Below are 17,147 nucleotides of genomic sequence, written 5' to 3'. Positions count from 1 at the left end.
GCCGGCTCACCACTCGATGCCGCGCTGCCCCTTCTGTCCCGCGTCCATCGGGTGCTTCACCTTGGTCATCTCGGTGACCAGGTCCGCCATCTCGACCAGACGCGCATCGGCGCCGCGCCCTGTGATGATCACGTGCTGCGTCCCGGGGCGGCGGGCCAAGGTGGTGACCACGTCCTCGACGTCGACCCATCCCCACGTCATGGGGTAGGTGAACTCGTCCAGGATGACCATGTCGTGCGCCTGGTCGGCGAGCCTGCGCTTGACCTCCAGCCATCCCTCGCGGGCGGCGGCCCGATGGTCGTCCACGTCACCCTGCTTACGGGTCCACGACCAGCCGGCGCCCATCTTGTGCCATTCCACAGGACCCCCCTCGCCTGTCTCGTCATGGAGCCGCCCGAGGCGTTCCAGAACGGTCTGCTCACCGATGCGCCACTTGGCGGACTTGACGAACTGGAAGACGCCGATGCGCCAGCCCTGGTTCCACCCACGCAGCGCGAGGCCGAAGGCCGCCGTGGACTTGCCCTTGCCCTCGCCGGTGTGGACGATGAGAAGTGGCTGGGTGCGGCGCTGGCGTGTGGTGAGTCCGTCGTCGGGGACGGACAGCGGTTGGCCTTGGGGCATCAGGCGGCTCTTCTCGTGTGGGTGTGGACCGTGGACGTGAGGGCGTCCGCGGTGACCTCGGCCACGGGGACGTGTCGGGCGCCGAGTCGATCGGCGAGGCGCGCGGCGAGGCCGAGCCGCAGCGGGCCGCTCTCGCCGTCGATGACGACGCTCATCACGCCGAGCCCCGCGAGGTGCGCGGCAGCCAACTCGGAGCGGGCCAGCGCGTCGGCGCCCCCGGTGGCGCGCCCGTCGGTGACGACGATGAGGAGAGGGCGCAGTCGCGGGTCGCGACGGCGTTCACGTGTCAGCACCGCTGCCGCCTCGAGGAGTCCCTCGGCCAGCGGCGTGCGGCCGCCGGCGGCGAGATCGTCAAGGCGGGCCGCCGCCACGTCGACGGAGTGCGTCGGCGGCAGGACCAGATCCGCCTGCCGGCCCCGGAAGCTGATGAGCCCCACCTTGTCCCGCCGCCTGTAGGCGTCGAGCAACAGCGAGAGGATCGCCGTCTTGACCTGCCCCATCCGCTTTCGGGCTGCCATGGACCCGGAGGCGTCGACGCAGAAGAGGATGAGATTGGCCTCGCGGCCCTCCCGCACCGCGGTGCGGGCATCCTCCGGCTGCAGCAGCACCCGCCCCTGACGGTCCCGCTCCGGCGCACGCTCGGCGGCGGCCAGCAGGGTTTGGACGAGGTGCAGACCGCCGACGGCGCCCACTGCGCGGCTCGCCCCGATCCGACGGCCGGTCTCGCTGATGGCGCGGCTGCGGCGACCGGCCGCCCCGTGACCGATTCCCTGCACGATGAAGGCCTTCGGCCGGTAGGGGTCCCCGCTGGAAACCCGGCTCTCGGAGGCCGCGTCCGATGCCGGACCTGCGGCCGCCGTATCCGGGCCCTCGCCGTCGAGCGGCGGGCTGCCCTCCGCGGAGCGGTCCGCCGCCGAGTCGGTGCCGGTGGGGTCCTGCGGATCAGGGCTCTCGTCGGTGGGATCCCCCGGCGGGGAGGCGTCGTCGCGGGTCGGATCATTGTCCGGCGGAGGAAGGTCGCGCCCGAGGAGGTCGTCGAGGAGCTGCTCGTCGAGCCCGGGCGCGTCGAACGGGTTGCGCCGCCGCCGGTGCGGCAGGGCCAGGAGAGCAGCCCGGCGGATATCGGCCCGCGTCACTTCCGTGCGGCCCTCCCAGGCGGCATGCGCCACGGCGGTGCGGGCCGTGACGAGGTCGGCGCGCAACCCGTCGACCTCGAAGGCCGAGCAGATCTCGGCGATCTTCAGCAGGGCGGCGTCGGGCAGCCGAACCGAGACGACCCTGGCGCGCGACGCCTCGATCCGGCGGGTGAGCGCCTCCTCGGCTGGCCGGTACCTCTCGGCGAAGCCGATCGGGTCCCCGTCGAAGGCCATCCGCCGCCGTACGACCTCCGCCCGCAACCCGGGGTCCCGGGGGGCCGCAACTTCCACGGTGAGGCCGAAGCGGTCCAGGAGCTGCGGACGCAGTTCGCCCTCCTCGGGGTTCATGGTTCCGATCAGCACGAAGCGCGCCAGGTGCTCCACGGAGACGCTGTCACGCTCCACGCTCACCCGCCCCATCGCGGCCGCGTCCAGCAGCAGGTCGACGAGGTGATCGTGCAGGAGGTTCACCTCGTCGACGTACAGCAGACCCCGGTGGGCGCGGGCGAGCAGGCCGGGCTCGTATTCGACGCGTCCGTGGGACAGCGCCCGCTCCAGGTGCAGCGAGCCGAGCACGCGGTCCTCCGTCGCCCCGACAGGAAGTTCCACGAGACGAACGGGACGGTCCACGGTCTCGGCCCCGGGCCCGAAGGGGCCGTCAGGGGAGGTCGCCGCGGGGTCCGCCGGATCAACCGAGAACCGGTCCGCGGCGTAGACCCTCACGTGCGGGAGGACGGCGGTCAGCGCCCGCACCGTGGTCGATTTGGCGGTCCCCTTCTCGCCGCGGATGAGGACCCCGCCGATTTCGGGGGAGATGGTGGACAGGACCAGCGCCAGGCCCATGTCGTCCATCGCGTCGGTCTCGCAGCCGAGAACGGCAGGGAAAGGAAAGTGCACCGGCATGTGAGGCTCCCGCTCGTGTCGCCATGGTCATGGTCGGGCGCGAGGCCGGTCTTCGGACTTGCCTGGTCCTTCGCTCACGCGAAGGCCGGGCTCACCGCAGCGGGCCTGTGCCGGACTCTCACCGGCTTCCCAGATTCTCCCCGTCGCCTGCGCCACCGTGTCCGATGGTTGAGCCTTCCGGGGCACCTCGTGCCTATGCCCACATGATAACGTCCTTTGTCGTGTCCGACAGAAGCCCCGCGGCGGCTGGCCGCGCCACCGGCCGGGTGATCGTCGTCGGCGTCGCGGCCGACGGTGTTCACGCGGTCAGCGAGGAGCTCGCCGGATCCGGAACCCTCGTCGTCGGCGCGGCGCGGCACCTGGAGCTTCTGCCCCCGGTCCCCGGGCAGGTGCGGCTCCGCCTGCCCTCCCCGCTGCGGGCCGGCCTGGCCGAGATCGTCACCGCTCACCCCGACACCACGGTGGTGGTGCTGGCATCCGGCGACCCGCTGGTCTCGGGGATCGGCTCGGTGCTCATCGACATCCTCGGCCCGGACGGCGTCGAGATCCGCCCAGCTGTCTCATCGGTGGCGCTGGCCCGGGCCGCCATGCGCTGGCCGGCGGAGTCCCATGGCCTTGTCAGCGTGGTGGGGCGTGACGTGTCTCTCGTGCTGCGGGACCTGGCGCCCGGCCGACGCCTGCTGGTGCTGTCCTCAGACGACGTCACCCCGCGGCTGCTCGGGGCGCTCCTCGTCGAGGCCGGATACGGCTCGTCGCGCCTGACGGTACTGGGGAATCTCGGCGGAGACGAGAGTCGGCTCGACCTCGACGCCTTCGCCGCGGCCGAAGGCGCGGAGTTCCCGCGGCTGAACATCGTCGCGATCCAGTGCGTCGGTGAGTTGATCGCCGGGTGGACGGCGGGTGTGCCCGACAGCCTGTTGGCGGGGGTGGGGACCCGCCTCCCGCGCGATGTCCGGGCGTCGGCCCTGGCGCTGTTGGGGCCGGTCCCCGGCGGGCGGCTGTGGGACATCGGCCGAGGCGCGGGCCCCGTGGCGGTCGAGTGGCTCCGCGCGCATCCCACCTGCCTGGCCACGGCGGTCGTGCCCGATGCGGCGGCATCCGGGCCGATCGGCGACCTCGCTGCGCGGCTCGGCGTCCCCAGGCTGCCGGTCGCGGTCGGGACGGCGCCGTCGGCCCTGGCTGGGCTGACCGTGCCGGACGCGGTGCATCTCGGCCCCGGCGCGGCCGCGTCCCGGCTCGCTGCCGCGTGTCTGGGTGCCCTTCGGCCCGGCGGCCGGCTCGTCGCCCATGCCGTCGGGAAGGGGGACGCGGCGCGGCTGGTAGAGCTGCAGCACCGCTTCGGGGGACAGCTCACCAGGATCGGTTGCGAGGTGCGGACGCCCTCTGGGTGGGTGCCTGGCTACGCGGTCACGCGATGGGCGCTGACGATCGCCTGACCACAGGCGGTCTGCGGCGCGCGCGGTCCGGGTCGTACAGGTAGGACTCGCCGCCCGGACTCGGGTCCAGGGCCGGCCCGACCAGGATCACGGCCGCCTGTCGGAGCCCTGCGCCCTCGACGGCATCCGCGATGGTCCCGACCGTCGCGGTGAGAATCTGCTGCTCCTGCTGACTGGCCCGGTAGACGACGACGGCGGGGCAGCCGGCGCCGTACTCGGGCTCGATCTCCGTCATGAGACTCCGCACCCTCGTGATGGCCAGGTGGAGCACGAGGGTGGCGCGGGTGGCGGCGAACGCGGCGAGCGATTCGGTCGCGGGCATCAGTGTCGAGCGGGCCTGGGTGCGGGTGAGGACCACCGACTGCGCCAGCATCGGTACCGTCAGCTCCCGCCCGATCGCGGCGGCCGCCGCGGCGTAGGCGGGAACACCGGGGGTGACGTCCCAGGGGACCCCGACGGCGTCGAGACGGCGCGTCTGCTCCGCGAGCGCGGAATACAGCGACGGATCACCGGAGGTGAGCCTGACCGCGACCCGGCCCGCTCGGTGCGCGGCCACGAGGCGGTCGGTGATCTCATCCAGGTCGAGGTGCTGCGTGTCCACGAGAGCCGCAGCCGCGCCCGCGTGTGACAGCACATCGGGATCCAGATAGGTGCCCGGATAAAGCACGACATCTGCGCCGGCGAGCAGGCGCGTGGCCCGTACGGTCAGCAGGTCCCCCGCCCCGGGACCGGCCCCGACGAAGTGGACGGTCACCGCACGAACCTCGGGGTCCACACGCCGGCGGGCCCCACGCGGGTTCCCGAGGCGCCCACGATGACGAGGCACTTCATATCGATCGACGCCGGATCCAGCTCGCCGAGCGTCGTGACCGTGAGGGATTCCTCCCGACGCCCGACGTCGCGCCCCACCACCACGACGGTGTCGCGGGCCCGGTGCTCGAGCAGAATGCGGCGCGCCTCGGTGATCTGGGTGCTTCGGGCCCGCGAGGCGGGGTTGTAGATGGCCAGGACCAGGTCGGCGTCGGCGATCGCGCGCAGGCGACGCTCCACGACTGTCCAGGGCTTGAGCCGGTCGGACAGGCTGACCACGGCGAAGTCGGCGCCGATCGGTGCGCCGGCGCGGGCGGCCACGGCCTGCACCGCGCTGACGCCGGGGAGGACGCGGATCCGCACGTCGGCGTACAGCGGATCCTCGGCCGCCTCGAACACGGCAGCGGCCATGCCGAAGATGCCGGCATCGCCCCCCGACACCACCGCGACCCGCTCGCCCGCGCGCGCGAGGTCGAGGGCCAGCCGGGCCCGCTCGACCTCGACGGTGTTGCCGGACGCGTGCCGCGTCAGACCCACCCGGTGCGGTACCCGGTCCACGTAGGGTCCGTAGCCGACGACATGGTCCACGTCGCTCAACGCCGTGACCGCCTCGCCCGTCATCCAGTCCTCCGGCCCAGGTCCCAGCCCGACGACGAGGACCTCACCGGTCTGCGAGGTGGTCAGGGCCGGCGCCGTCGGCTCGTCGCCGTCGCGGGACCGGGTGCCGTTGCGTGAGTCGCCGGTCACGACGATGAGCGAGAAGTAGGGCACCTCGTCAGCCTTCACCTCGCTCACGGGCATCCAGCGCTCCTCGCTCATCGACGCGCGCTCGACGTACACGGCCTCCTTGAGCCGGCCCGAGGCCTCCAGCGCGCGGCGGACCGCCGGAAAGGTGCGGCCCAACTTCATGATGATCGCTCCGTCCGTGTCGGCGAGGCGCCGGGCGAGTTCCTGCTCGGGGAGGGTTCCCGGGAGCACGGTCAGTACGTCGGTCTGGCGCACCAGGGGGCTGCGGACCGCCGCGGTCGCGGCGGCGAACGCCGGCACGCCGGGAACGATTTCCGTGTCGAAGTCCACGGCGAGCCGGTCCTGCATGTACATGCAGGACCCGTAGAGCAGCGGATCCCCCTCGGCGAGCAGCACGACATCGCGCCCTGCCTGGAGATGTCCGGCGAGCCGTGCCGCGGAGTCCGCGTAGAAGGCGGCCATGGCGCCCGCGTAACCGCCCGGGTGGTCCGTCTTCCCCGTAGTCAGCGGGTAGGTCAGCTGCTCCTCGACAACATCCGACCGGAAGAGTCCGCTGGCGGTGCGACGGGCGTTCGACTGGCGGCCCACGCCGGCGTGGTAGGCCACCACGTCGGCGCCCTGGATGAGGCGGGCCGCCTTGAGCGTGATGAGGTCGGGGTCGCCGGGGCCGACGCCGACACCGTAGAACCGCCCCCTCATTCCTGCTCCAGTGCCAAGGCGTTGAGCGCCGACGAGGTCATGGCCGACCCGCCCCGTCGTCCCAGGACCGTGAGATAGGGGATGTCGATGCCGTAGCGGTCATGAAGATCGATCAACTCCTGCTTGGACTCCGCTGCGCCGATGAAACCGACGGGGCAGCCGACGATCGCGGCGGGCCGGGGGGCGCCGTCGATGATCATCTCGAGCAGGTGGAACAGCGCGGTCGGGGCGTTGCCGATCGCGACGACAGCACCGTCGAGCAGCGGCTCCCACAGAGACACCGCCGCCGCGGTACGGGTCGTTCCCCAGGCCTCGGCGAGGCCAGCGACGCGGTCGTCGTTGAGGAAGCACAGCACCTCGTTGTCGCGGGGCAGCCGACGGCGGGTGACCCCTGTGGCCACCATGGTGGCGTCGCAGAGGATCGGTGCTCCCGCCTCGAGAGCCCCTCGGGCGGCCGCGACGAGCCGCGGATGGATCACCAGGTCGCCCACGAGATCGACCTGACCGCTGCCGTGGATCATCCGCACGGCCACCTTCTCGGCGTCCGGGGGAACTGCGGCGAGGTCGGCCGCGAGGCGGATGGCGGCGAAGGAGTTGACATAGATGTCCCGGCCTTCGCCGATGTAGTCGTAGTGCCTGGTCGGCCGGGTGGGGTGCATCATGCTGATTCTCCTCGGGGGACGAGCACACCCCGCCAGGGCGTGACGACGACTTCAGGCGCGCCGTCGGCCAGCGCGGCGATCTCGGTGCGTCCGAGCCCGTTCTCCGGCACGGGAACATGCCGGCCCCCCGCTACCTCGCCGTACGGGAGCGGCGCGGCCGGGGTGGGCAGCCGCGGATCCGGCGGGGCCGGGGCGACGAGGGGGACGGCCAGTTCGCTCACGTGCCAGGGTGCCGTGGGCCCGGAACCACGCGACGAGAGGAACCGTAGGGCGAGGGCCGCGAGGTTCTCGGGCGCCGCGGCGATGGGCACCACCTGGCCCCAGTCGCCGCCGATGCGGAGTTGTCCCGTGTCGTCGTCCAAGGCGACGAGAGCGAGGTCGGAGCGATGCTCCACGAGGTCGCCCCGGCCGTCGTCGAGTACGACGAGGAACCGGCCCGGCAGGTCAGCCAGGCGCGGCGTGGCCTGCAGCAGAGAGTCGAAGGCTGCTGAGACTGGACGCAGGTCCACCCGCCCCCCAGCCAGTCCGCTCTGCGGCGAGAGCATCACATTGCGGACAAGTTCATGCGAGCGGCTGGGCAGCAGGCCGGTGTCCTCGAGAGCGGCCAGTGCCTCCGCGTCGAGGCGGCCGTCGACACCGGGGAAGGCACGCACCTGCAGGTTCGCGCGCCCGGTGACGCGCACGCGACCATCACCGAACCGCTCGGCCACCGCAGCGAGGGAGACCAGGGATCGGGTGGCCACGCGGCCCCCAATGAGACGCAGGCGCACCAGGAGGCCGTCGTCGGCAGGCCACGGACGCAGCGCGCCGGGGCACCGGTCACGTCGATCGCGGAGAAGTGTCATGGGAACGAGGCCCTTCGGTCCGTGGCCCTTGCGCGGGGCCGCACTGAGACCTGGCGGCGGTCGCCGCTAGGGCCAGCAGGTCTTCGGACTCGGGATCGTTCGGACCGGTGCGCCTTCCCGGGTATCACCCCAGTGGCTGCCATCTCTGGCGTGCTCCGACCGTCACCCTCACCGCTGCGCGTCAGTCCCGGAATCGCACCGGGTTCCCTGACTCCGGGATGTGGAGTACGACTGGCGATGCTCACCCTACCTCTCGGTGCGGAGAATCTCACCAAGAACTTCGCCACATGTCGCACAGGTGAGCGAAAACTGTCAGTGGTGGTCCGTAGTGTTGTGGTCATGGAGGACACGGCGCGGGAGGTTGCGGAGCAGTTACGCTCCGTCGACGAGCTGCGCCGCTTCGCCGAAGCCCAGACCCTCACCCTCCTCTGTGATCTGGCAGACCACTACGAGGTGGGCTACGACCAGGTGGTGGAGGTGCTTGCTGAACGCAGGATCACCGTCGGAGGTGTCGGGACCCCGGCGGTATCGGAGTTCATCGCGTTGGAGTTGGCCGGGCTGTTGCGTTGCACTCCCACGGCCGCAGCGTCGAAGCTGGCGGATGCCCTGAACCTGAAGCATCGCCACCCCGGCCTGTTCCAGGCGGTGCAGGAGGCGCGGATCGAACCGTCCCGCGCGTGCAGGGCCGCCTCGACGTGTCTGGACCTTCCCGCCGAGGCAGCAGACGCCGTCACCGATCTGTGGGTGGGCAGGCAGGCGAGGTTGGGGTGGACCGCCGCATTCAACCTGTTGAAGAAGATGGTCATCGAGGCGGATCCGGCGGTGGCCGCGGAGCGTGAGCGTCGGCAGCGGGCCAGTCGTGGGGTGCATGTCTGGGGCTTGTTCGACGGGGTGATGAACCTGACCGGTCGTTTGGATGTGATCGACGCCCGCTACCTCGACGCGGCGGTGGATCGGATCGCGGACCTGCTCGCCACCGAGCACCCTGACACGTCGAAGACCATCCTGCGCGCCAAGGCGCTGGGGGTGTTGGCGAACCCGGCCTATGCGCTGGCGCTGCTGCAACAAGCCGCCCAGCCCGCACTCCCCGAGAGTGTGTCGGCGGCGCTGGACGGTGGCGTGCCTGCCGCGCCCGCCGCCGCAGTCCATGGTGGGCAGCGGCACGACCCGCACTGCCTCGGCGCACTGTGCGGCACCATCACCACCCCGCTGGCGAAGCTGCGGCCCAGGCTGGAGTTGGCGGTGCACGTCCACACCGACGCCGTCGGCCAGCTCACCGGAACGGCTCGGATCGACCGCGCCGGGCACATCACCACCGCACTGCTGGCCGAACTGCTGCCCGGGGTGCAGGTCTCGGTGCAGCCGGTGATCGACCTTGCGGAGGTCCCCGCCGAGGACGGCTACACGCCGTCGGTGGGGTTGAAGAAGGCGTTGATGCTGACCATGGATCACGAGATGTTCCCGTACTCGAAGCGGCGGGCTCCCGGTTTGGATCTGGATCACACCCAGCCGTTTGCGCCCGGCTGCCGCGGCCAGACCCGGATCGGGAACCTCGCCCCCCTCAGCCGCAGAGTCCATCGGGCGAAAACCGCCCGCGCCTGGCGAGTCGACCAACCCAGACCCGGCCAGTTCTACTGGTTCAGCCCCCTCGGTTACCGCTACGAAGTCACCCCCAGCGGCACCCGCATGCTCGACTGAAGGTCGAGTTGCGCTTGGACGTCACGACACGACCCTTCGAGACGGCCCCGAAAAGCTGCCGAAGCAGCGGATGCAGCCGGGATGACCCCCGCTCGCGCGGGGACGACCCCGGCTCCGCGGCGCAGGCAGACCCACCCCGCGGATGACCCCCGCTCGCGCGGGGACGACGCGTGTGACCTCACCGATCGCCGAGGCGTAGTCGGATGACCCCCGCTCGCGCGGGGACGACCCCAGCAGTAGCGCCGACATAAAGCCCTGCATCGGATGACCCCCGCTCGCGCGGGGACGACTCACCGTCGAGTACCCCGACCGGGCAACCGCACGGATGACCCCCGCTCGCGCGGGGACGACATGACGCCTCGCTGCAGCGAATCCTGAGACAGCGGATGGCCCCCGCTCGCGCGGGGACGACATGACGCCTCGCTGCAGCGAATCCTGAGACAGCGGATGACCCCCGCTCGCGCGGGGACGACTTCACGCGGTCGAAGGCGCCCTCCATGGTCTCCGGATGACCCCCGCTCGCGCGGGGACGACCGGGCGTCGCCCTTTTCAAAATCCCGGAGCTGCGGATGACCCCCGCTCGCGCGGGGACGACCTGGTGATGTCCTCGCGGATCTGGGCGCCGGTCGGATGACCCCCGCTCGCGCGGGGACGACCACCCACACCGCAGACTGCTACGGGATCTGCGAGGATGACCCCCGCTCGCGCGGGGACGACGCGGGGCGCGTCCACTCGGTCGCGCTGGCCGACGGATGACCCCCGCTCGCGCGGGGACGACACGGCCCCGACGCCATGGGGGCGATGGGAGGGCGGATGACCCCCGCTCGCGCGGGGACGACACGGCCGAGGGCGAGAACCAGGGCCGCCGCCAGGGATGACCCCCGCTCGCGCGGGGACGACCCGCCGATCTCCTCGATGGCGGTCCCGCCGTTCGGATGACCCCCGCTCGCGCGGGGACGACCGAACCCAGCTCATAGCAGTAGGTACCCGCCGCGGATGACCCCCGCTCGCGCGGGGACGACTCCAGGGCGCGGCCGGTGGCATGCTCGATGCTCGGATGACCCCCGCTCGCGCGGGGACGACATGCGCGCCGGGGGTATGGCGCACATCAACGGCGGATGACCCCCGCTCGCGCGGGGACGACGCGTTTCCGTCGACTCGCAGTCGGTCCACCTGGGGATGACCCCCGCTCGCGCGGGGACGACCTCCCGCTCAGGCATCAGTAGTTACTCAAGGGCGGATGACCCCCGCTCGCGCGGGGACGACGTGACCCTGCCGGGCACCGATACGCACCCGGCCGGATGACCCCCGCTCGCGCGGGGACGACTCCGGGGCCTGCGGGAATGGATCACGGAGGACCGGATGACCCCCGCTCGCGCGGGGACGACGAGCACGCCACCGGCCTCGCACTCGACGTCATCGGATGACCCCCGCTCGCGCGGGGACGACTGGTTCGTCGCGGCGACCATGTCCTCGAGCGCCGGATGACCCCCGCTCGCGCGGGGACGACCACGGCCACAACCCGGGCGACATCGACGGCTACGGATGACCCCCGCTCGCGCGGGGACGACGTGTTGGAGGCGGGGACCGGGGGGCGGCAACCCGGATGACCCCCGCTCGCGCGGGGACGACAATACCTGCGGATCGGCCGGCTTGTCGTCGGACGGATGACCCCCGCTCGCGCGGGGACGACCCGGTCGGGACGACGTTGGCGCCGCTGCCCGACGGATGACCCCCGCTCGCGCGGGGACGACTGTGGCTGGGTGACGACGTGACCGTCGACAACCGGATGACCCCCGCTCGCGCGGGGACGACGCGCCACGGTCGCCCCGGAGTGACACCCAGCGCGGATGACCCCCGCTCGCGCGGGGACGACAGGGCCTTGGCCTGCTCCCAGGTGTTGGCTCGCGGATGACCCCCGCTCGCGCGGGGACGACGCCAGCATCAGTGGTACCTCCTTCGAGTCGATCGGATGACCCCCGCTCGCGCGGGGACGACGTAGCGCGTCCATACCGTCGGCACTGCCAGGTCGGATGACCCCCGCTCGCGCGGGGACGACATGCGCGCCGGGGGCATGGCGCACATCAACGGCGGATGACCCCCGCTCGCGCGGGGACGACCAGGGCGAGCCACGATAGACGTAATGCAGGATCGGATGACCCCCGCTCGCGCGGGGACGACGACGCAGAGCTGGCCATTTCGTCGCTCAACTGCGGATGACCCCCGCTCGCGCGGGGACGACTAGATGTACTCCGTCACAACCTTGTCGTCGAGCGGATGACCCCCGCTCGCGCGGGGACGACCTCCAGGCCCGCCTCCAGACGCTCGTTGAGGCCGGATGACCCCCGCTCGCGCGGGGACGACATCCCGTGGATCAGGCCGAGGGAGATGATCTCCGGATGACCCCCGCTCGCGCGGGGACGACACGGGAGGTCTGTGCGAGGGTGCGCCGGGCCACGGATGACCCCCGCTCGCGCGGGGACGACATGACAACAACGAGCGGCCCCAGCCAGTCGGCGGGATGACCCCCGCTCGCGCGGGGACGACAGCAAGCCCCAGCGCCGACCCATCACGGACGCGGATGACCCCCGCTCGCGCGGGGACGACCCGGCGCCGACGAGCAGCAAGTCGGCGGTGATCGGATGACCCCCGCTCGCGCGGGGACGACCCACCCGTGGCGATGGCGCCAACCCCGTACTTCGGATGACCCCCGCTCGCGCGGGGACGACTCACGGGTGGCACCCATCGGCTCGTCGGCGGCCGGATGACCCCCGCTCGCGCGGGGACGACCTTGTTGCGCTCACCGTCGGCCTGTCGCCTGACGGATGACCCCCGCTCGCGCGGGGACGACTGCTTGATGAGCTCAAGGCTCATGATTTGCCCCGGATGACCCCCGCTCGCGCGGGGACGACCGCTCCACGAGCCACACGCGCGTGTTGGTCACCGGATGACCCCCGCTCGCGCGGGGACGACCCAAAGTACGAGGCGGGAAAGCCGGTCGCCGCAGGATGACCCCCGCTCGCGCGGGGACGACCACTGGTCACGCAAGCACCGCCTGCCGACCTACGGATGACCCCCGCTCGCGCGGGGACGACCGGAAGTCGCCCGCCCAGATGGAGACGTAGATCGGATGACCCCCGCTCGCGCGGGGACGACTCGGCATCCACGACCACCAGACGTTCGGACCCCGGATGACCCCCGCTCGCGCGGGGACGACGCGGCAGGCGACGACGACGCGGGGCGCCTTGCAGGATGACCCCCGCTCGCGCGGGGACGACGTGATGAGCAAGCACGACAAGTCCAACGCCACAGGATGACCCCCGCTCGCGCGGGGACGACCCCCTAGTCAGGGCCGATTTGGGGTATGGCACCGGATGACCCCCGCTCGCGCGGGGACGACCGGGTGTTGGTCTGCCAGTAGGTGAACAGTGACTGGATGACCCCCGCTCGCGCGGGGACGACGTCTCGAAAGCGCCGTCGCGGAAGACGCGCTGCGGATGACCCCCGCTCGCGCGGGGACGACTTGTTCGGCAATCGGATGAAGTCCTCGCGAACCGGATGACCCCCGCTCGCGCGGGGACGACGCGTGACCGTCGGCATACTCGGCGGCCATGAGCGGATGACCCCCGCTCGCGCGGGGACGACGCGATGAACGCCAAGGCCGTTCCCAAGGAGATCGGATGACCCCCGCTCGCGCGGGGACGACCACAGCCAGAACATGACGGGGCCGACGACGTTCGGATGACCCCCGCTCGCGCGGGGACGACTTCCGGCGTCGGCTGAAGAGGAGCGGTGGTGGCGGATGACCCCCGCTCGCGCGGGGACGACCAACTCGCCAAGGAGTTGGCCGCATCCAAGCACGGATGACCCCCGCTCGCGCGGGGACGACCGGAGATGGCCAGCTCCGCGTCCTTCGGCGCGCGGATGACCCCCGCTCGCGCGGGGACGACACGGAGTCATGGATGGCCACGTCTCGCGTGACCGGATGACCCCCGCTCGCGCGGGGACGACGGGCGCATCTCCACGCCCGCATGGTCGAGGATCGGATGACCCCCGCTCGCGCGGGGACGACAACAAGTAGCGCCGGTTCGGGATCATCGGGAACGGATGACCCCCGCTCGCGCGGGGACGACTCCGACAGGGGGATCAGCCAGCGCGTGCCGACCGGATGACCCCCGCTCGCGCGGGGAGGACCTGGTTCAAGAAGGTCAGCGGCGCCGATACCACGGATGACCCCCGCTCGCGCGGGGACGACTCATCCACATTCAACGCGACGCGCTGCGGGGAGGGATGACCCCCGCTCGCGCGGGGACGACTCCTGTCCGTGCTGGCAACAGCTGTGATGAAGCGGATGACCCCCGCTCGCGCGGGGACGACCTGGCTTGTCGCCAACTGGGACATGGTGACGGCGGATGACCCCCGCTCGCGCGGGGACGACGGTGTCATCGACATGCAGCACACCGTCATCGCCGGATGACCCCCGCTCGCGCGGGGACGGCTCTTCGTGTGGCCCACGTTTGACGCGAAATTTCGGATGACCCCCGCTCGCGCGGGGACGACCGGGATTCGTGAAGCGCTTCGCCGCTGCTGCTCGGATGACCCCCGCTCGCGCGGGGACGACGCAACTCCGGCCATCGGTGTTGCGGTGGGCATCGGATGACCCCCGCTCGCGCGGGGACGACTGACCGTCAGGCGATCTGCCCTTGCGGCTGAGCGGATGACCCCCGCTCGCGCGGGGACGACTTCTTGCCCGCGTCGTCGGACGAGTCGCCGATCGGATGACCCCCGCTCGCGCGGGGACGACAACACGAAACGGCTAGTGGGGACACGTACCAGCGGATGACCCCCGCTCGCGCGGGGACGACCCGAGCTTCATGGCTCCGCTAAAGTCGGCGCCCGGATGACCCCCGCTCGCGCGGGGACGACCGCGCCAGGACGTCCAGCGACAACGCCGTCGTCGGATGACCCCCGCTCGCGCGGGGACGACCGCTAGGCGGGTGGTTCAGTGAACGTCCGCGACGGATGACCCCCGCTCGCGCGGGGACGACCGGGCCGCCGTCACGCGCGGCATCGGCTGACCCGAATGACCCCCGCTCGCGCGGGGACGACCGTGACTCTGCCGAGCACTGATACGCACCCGGCGGATGACCCCCGCTCGCGCGGGGACGACAGTCCGTCTCCGCCCTCGCCGCTCGGCTCAGGCGGATGACCCCCGCTCGCGCGGGGACGACTTCGCACGGAACTCAGACACACCCGAGGCCACCGGATGACCCCCGCTCGCGCGGGGACGACCTCGATCCAGACAGACCGGCCGGCGACTGCCAGGGATGACCCCCGCTCGCGCGGGGACGACCTGATGCGCCAGACGACCGACGCGCAGGGAACCGGATGACCCCCGCTCGCGCGGGGACGACTCCGTGCACGCAAGGTCACCGCCGACATGCTGCGGATGACCCCCGCTCGCGCGGGGACGACGAGAGCAACAGCCTCCGCTACGCCTGCCAGCTCGGATGACCCCCGCTCGCGCGGGGACGACCTAGTCCGGGCACACATGGCCCCGTTTATAACTGGATGACCCCCGCTCGCGCGGGGACGACTAGGCCGCCGTCACGCGCGGCATCGGCTGACCCGGATGACCCCCGCTCGCGCGGGGACGACCCAGCGGGTGCAGCATACTCACGCCCGACCGTCGGATGACCCCCGCTCGCGCGGGGACGACTAATCCGTCGCCGCAGCGTTGGTGACGAACTCCGGATGACCCCCGCTCGCGCGGGGACGACACAGTCTCGTGCATCACGAGCGCCGTGGACGCCGGATGACCCCCGCTCGCGCGGGGACGACTGGTCCGTGCCTCGTGCTGCTGTTCCGGTTCTCGGATGACCCCCGCTCGCGCGGGGACGACCTGGGCAGCGTCGCGTACACCATCGCAGCAGTCGGATGACCCCCGCTCGCGCGGGGACGACTCAGGCCGGGGTGGTCGACCAGCGGTCGGGCGCGGATGACCCCCGCTCGCGCGGGGACGACATCCCAAACAGGCAGCCAACACCGGACGGCCCAGGATGACCCCCGCTCGCGCGGGGACGACTCAGCTGCGACCGAGGGGGCCCCGGAGGCGGTCGGATGACCCCCGCTCGCGCGGGGACGACCGACGCTCTACATGCCCGACAGGACGCTATGGCGGATGACCCCCGCTCGCGCGGGGACGACTGACGCGGGCGCTGGGCGCGCATGGAACTGGTCGGATGACCCCCGCTCGCGCGGGGACGACTCACAGCCGACGAAGGCGATGCCGCCGGACCCCGGATGACCCCCGCTCGCGCGGGGACGACTCGCGCAAGGGCGCGTTCGGGCCGGTGCCAAGCGGATGACCCCCGCTCGCGCGGGGACGACCGGTCCTGAACGGCCTCCATGACGGCGGTGGCCGGATGACCCCCGCTCGCGCGGGGACGACTGGGCGGCGAGGTCCGCGCCCAGGCCTAGGAGCGGATGACCCCCGCTCGCGCGGGGACGACGCCATGCGGGGACCGGTCGGGCAGATGGCGGACGGATGACCCCCGCTCGCGCGGGGACGACGCGGTGATGATGTCGACATGGCCGATGGTCTCCGGATGACCCCCGCTCGCGCGGGGACGACAGCTGGTAGCAGGCGACGCCGTAGGGGCGTGTCGGATGACCCCCGCTCGCGCGGGGACGACTTGTTGACGTCCAGATTGGCGATGACCTCGGACGGATGACCCCCGCTCGCGCGGGGACGACGATGACGCGAGGTCGTCGGCGTCCGCGCCGGTCGGATGACCCCCGCTCGCGCGGGGACGACAACATGGACGCGGCGAGCGCCGCGGGGCGGGCAGGATGACCCCCGCTCGCGCGGGGACGACCTAAATCCGAAGATCGAGGCGTCGGCGGTCGTCGGATGACCCCCGCTCGCGCGGGGACGACACTGTCGCGTCGGCCAGCGGTAGGACCAGAGCGGGATGACCCCCGCTCGCGCGGGGACGACACTCTGAACGTCGACTATGTGACCGGCGGCCCGGGATGACCCCCGCTCGCGCGGGGACGACTCCCAGCGTGAGCTCGAGGATGCGTACACACGCGGATGACCCCCGCTCGCGCGGGGACGACCGCTGGACAGGATGGTGGCCCAATGGGTGCGCAGGATGACCCCCGCTCGCGCGGGGACGACAGGGCGGCAGCGCGCGCCAGGATGGTGCGCAGCGGATGACCCCCGCTCGCGCGGGGACGACAGTCCGTCTCCGCCCTCGCTGCTCGGCTCGGGCGGATGACCCCCGCTCGCGCGGGGACGACACTCGCTGACTAGGGTATCTTTCTACGTTCGCGAGCGCAGAGCATGAGTCCATCAAAGTCCACAGGGGTCCAGCGGTCGCGCCCAGCGGTGCGAATCTGCCAACCTTGCTCGTTGCCGGCGGGTTCCACCATGACGGCTTGACCGTCGCCGATCCTCTGCTCAAGAACGCGCCAGAGCCCATCTCGGATGCGCGCCGAAGGAGACCCCACGAACACGCCTGCCTGGACCTCCACCATCCATCTCGTCAGGTGCCCCCGCAGACCTTCTGGGGCAGCGACCAGCAC

The 17,147-nt window shown here is 72.0% G+C and carries 9 protein-coding genes, 1 CRISPR repeat array and 2 riboswitches; of the genes, 2 read left to right on the top strand and 7 right to left on the bottom strand.

The features are described 5' to 3' along the window. Positions 1 to 6 precede the first annotated feature (6 nt). Together cobO and ACZK5N_RS07150 are read right to left on the bottom strand one after the other, a co-directional pair. The gene (gene cobO / locus ACZK5N_RS07155; protein ID WP_463624727.1) at positions 7 to 621 is read right to left on the bottom strand and encodes a cob(I)yrinic acid a,c-diamide adenosyltransferase; all 615 of its coding nucleotides are present in this window, start codon (positions 619 to 621) and stop codon (positions 7 to 9) included. After that, positions 621 to 2,660, bottom strand: coding sequence for a VWA domain-containing protein (locus ACZK5N_RS07150; RefSeq protein WP_463624726.1), 2,040 nt, complete (start codon positions 2,658 to 2,660; stop codon positions 621 to 623). The genes cobO and ACZK5N_RS07150 overlap by 1 nt, the downstream gene beginning before the upstream one ends. Before the next feature lie 26 nt (positions 2,661 to 2,686). Beyond that, positions 2,687 to 2,833, bottom strand: a riboswitch (cobalamin riboswitch). A 48-nt stretch (positions 2,834 to 2,881) separates the two neighbouring features. Between ACZK5N_RS07150 and cbiE the strand changes: the two genes are divergently transcribed. Then, the gene (cbiE, locus tag ACZK5N_RS07145) at positions 2,882 to 4,096 is read left to right on the top strand and encodes a precorrin-6y C5,15-methyltransferase (decarboxylating) subunit CbiE (RefSeq protein ID WP_463624725.1); all 1,215 of its coding nucleotides are present in this window, start codon (positions 2,882 to 2,884) and stop codon (positions 4,094 to 4,096) included. Here the strand turns inward: cbiE and ACZK5N_RS07140 are convergent. From ACZK5N_RS07140 to ACZK5N_RS07125, 4 genes are read right to left on the bottom strand one after another with little or no spacing between them, the layout of a single operon-like run. Next, a complete protein-coding gene (locus ACZK5N_RS07140) occupies positions 4,068 to 4,850 on the bottom strand; it encodes a cobalt-precorrin-4/precorrin-4 C(11)-methyltransferase (RefSeq protein ID WP_463624724.1) in 783 nt (260 codons plus the stop codon). The genes cbiE and ACZK5N_RS07140 overlap by 29 nt on opposite strands. Continuing rightward, positions 4,847 to 6,352 carry a precorrin-2 C(20)-methyltransferase gene (locus tag ACZK5N_RS07135; RefSeq protein WP_463624723.1) on the bottom strand — a complete coding sequence of 502 codons (1,506 nt, stop codon included), beginning with the start codon at positions 6,350 to 6,352 and terminating at the stop codon, positions 4,847 to 4,849. The genes ACZK5N_RS07140 and ACZK5N_RS07135 overlap by 4 nt, the downstream gene beginning before the upstream one ends. Next, positions 6,349 to 7,014 (bottom strand): precorrin-8X methylmutase, encoded by a 666-nt coding sequence (locus ACZK5N_RS07130; protein WP_463624722.1) that lies wholly within the window; start codon positions 7,012 to 7,014, stop codon positions 6,349 to 6,351. The genes ACZK5N_RS07135 and ACZK5N_RS07130 overlap by 4 nt, the downstream gene beginning before the upstream one ends. After that, positions 7,011 to 7,859: a ferredoxin-like domain-containing protein gene (locus ACZK5N_RS07125; RefSeq protein ID WP_463624721.1), complete on the bottom strand. Its 849-nt coding sequence runs from the start codon at positions 7,857 to 7,859 to the stop codon at positions 7,011 to 7,013. The genes ACZK5N_RS07130 and ACZK5N_RS07125 overlap by 4 nt, the downstream gene beginning before the upstream one ends. 71 nt (positions 7,860 to 7,930) lie before the next feature. Beyond that, positions 7,931 to 8,095: riboswitch (cobalamin riboswitch) on the bottom strand. A gap of 82 nt (positions 8,096 to 8,177) precedes the next feature. Here ACZK5N_RS07125 and ACZK5N_RS07120 point away from each other — a divergent pair. After that, the gene (locus ACZK5N_RS07120; protein ID WP_463624720.1) at positions 8,178 to 9,557 is read left to right on the top strand and encodes a 13E12 repeat family protein; all 1,380 of its coding nucleotides are present in this window, start codon (positions 8,178 to 8,180) and stop codon (positions 9,555 to 9,557) included. Positions 9,558 to 9,635: 78 nt separating this feature from the next. Continuing rightward, positions 9,636 to 16,862: a CRISPR direct-repeat array (repeat unit 29 nt; unit sequence CGGATGACCCCCGCTCGCGCGGGGACGAC). A 9-nt stretch (positions 16,863 to 16,871) separates the two neighbouring features. Here the strand turns inward: ACZK5N_RS07120 and cas2e are convergent. Next, positions 16,872 to 17,147, bottom strand: coding sequence for a type I-E CRISPR-associated endoribonuclease Cas2e (cas2e, locus tag ACZK5N_RS07115; protein WP_459020422.1), 276 nt, complete (start codon positions 17,145 to 17,147; stop codon positions 16,872 to 16,874).

Source organism: Tessaracoccus pujii (genome assembly GCF_055326215.1).
This window is presented reverse-complemented; position numbering and strand designations above follow the sequence as displayed.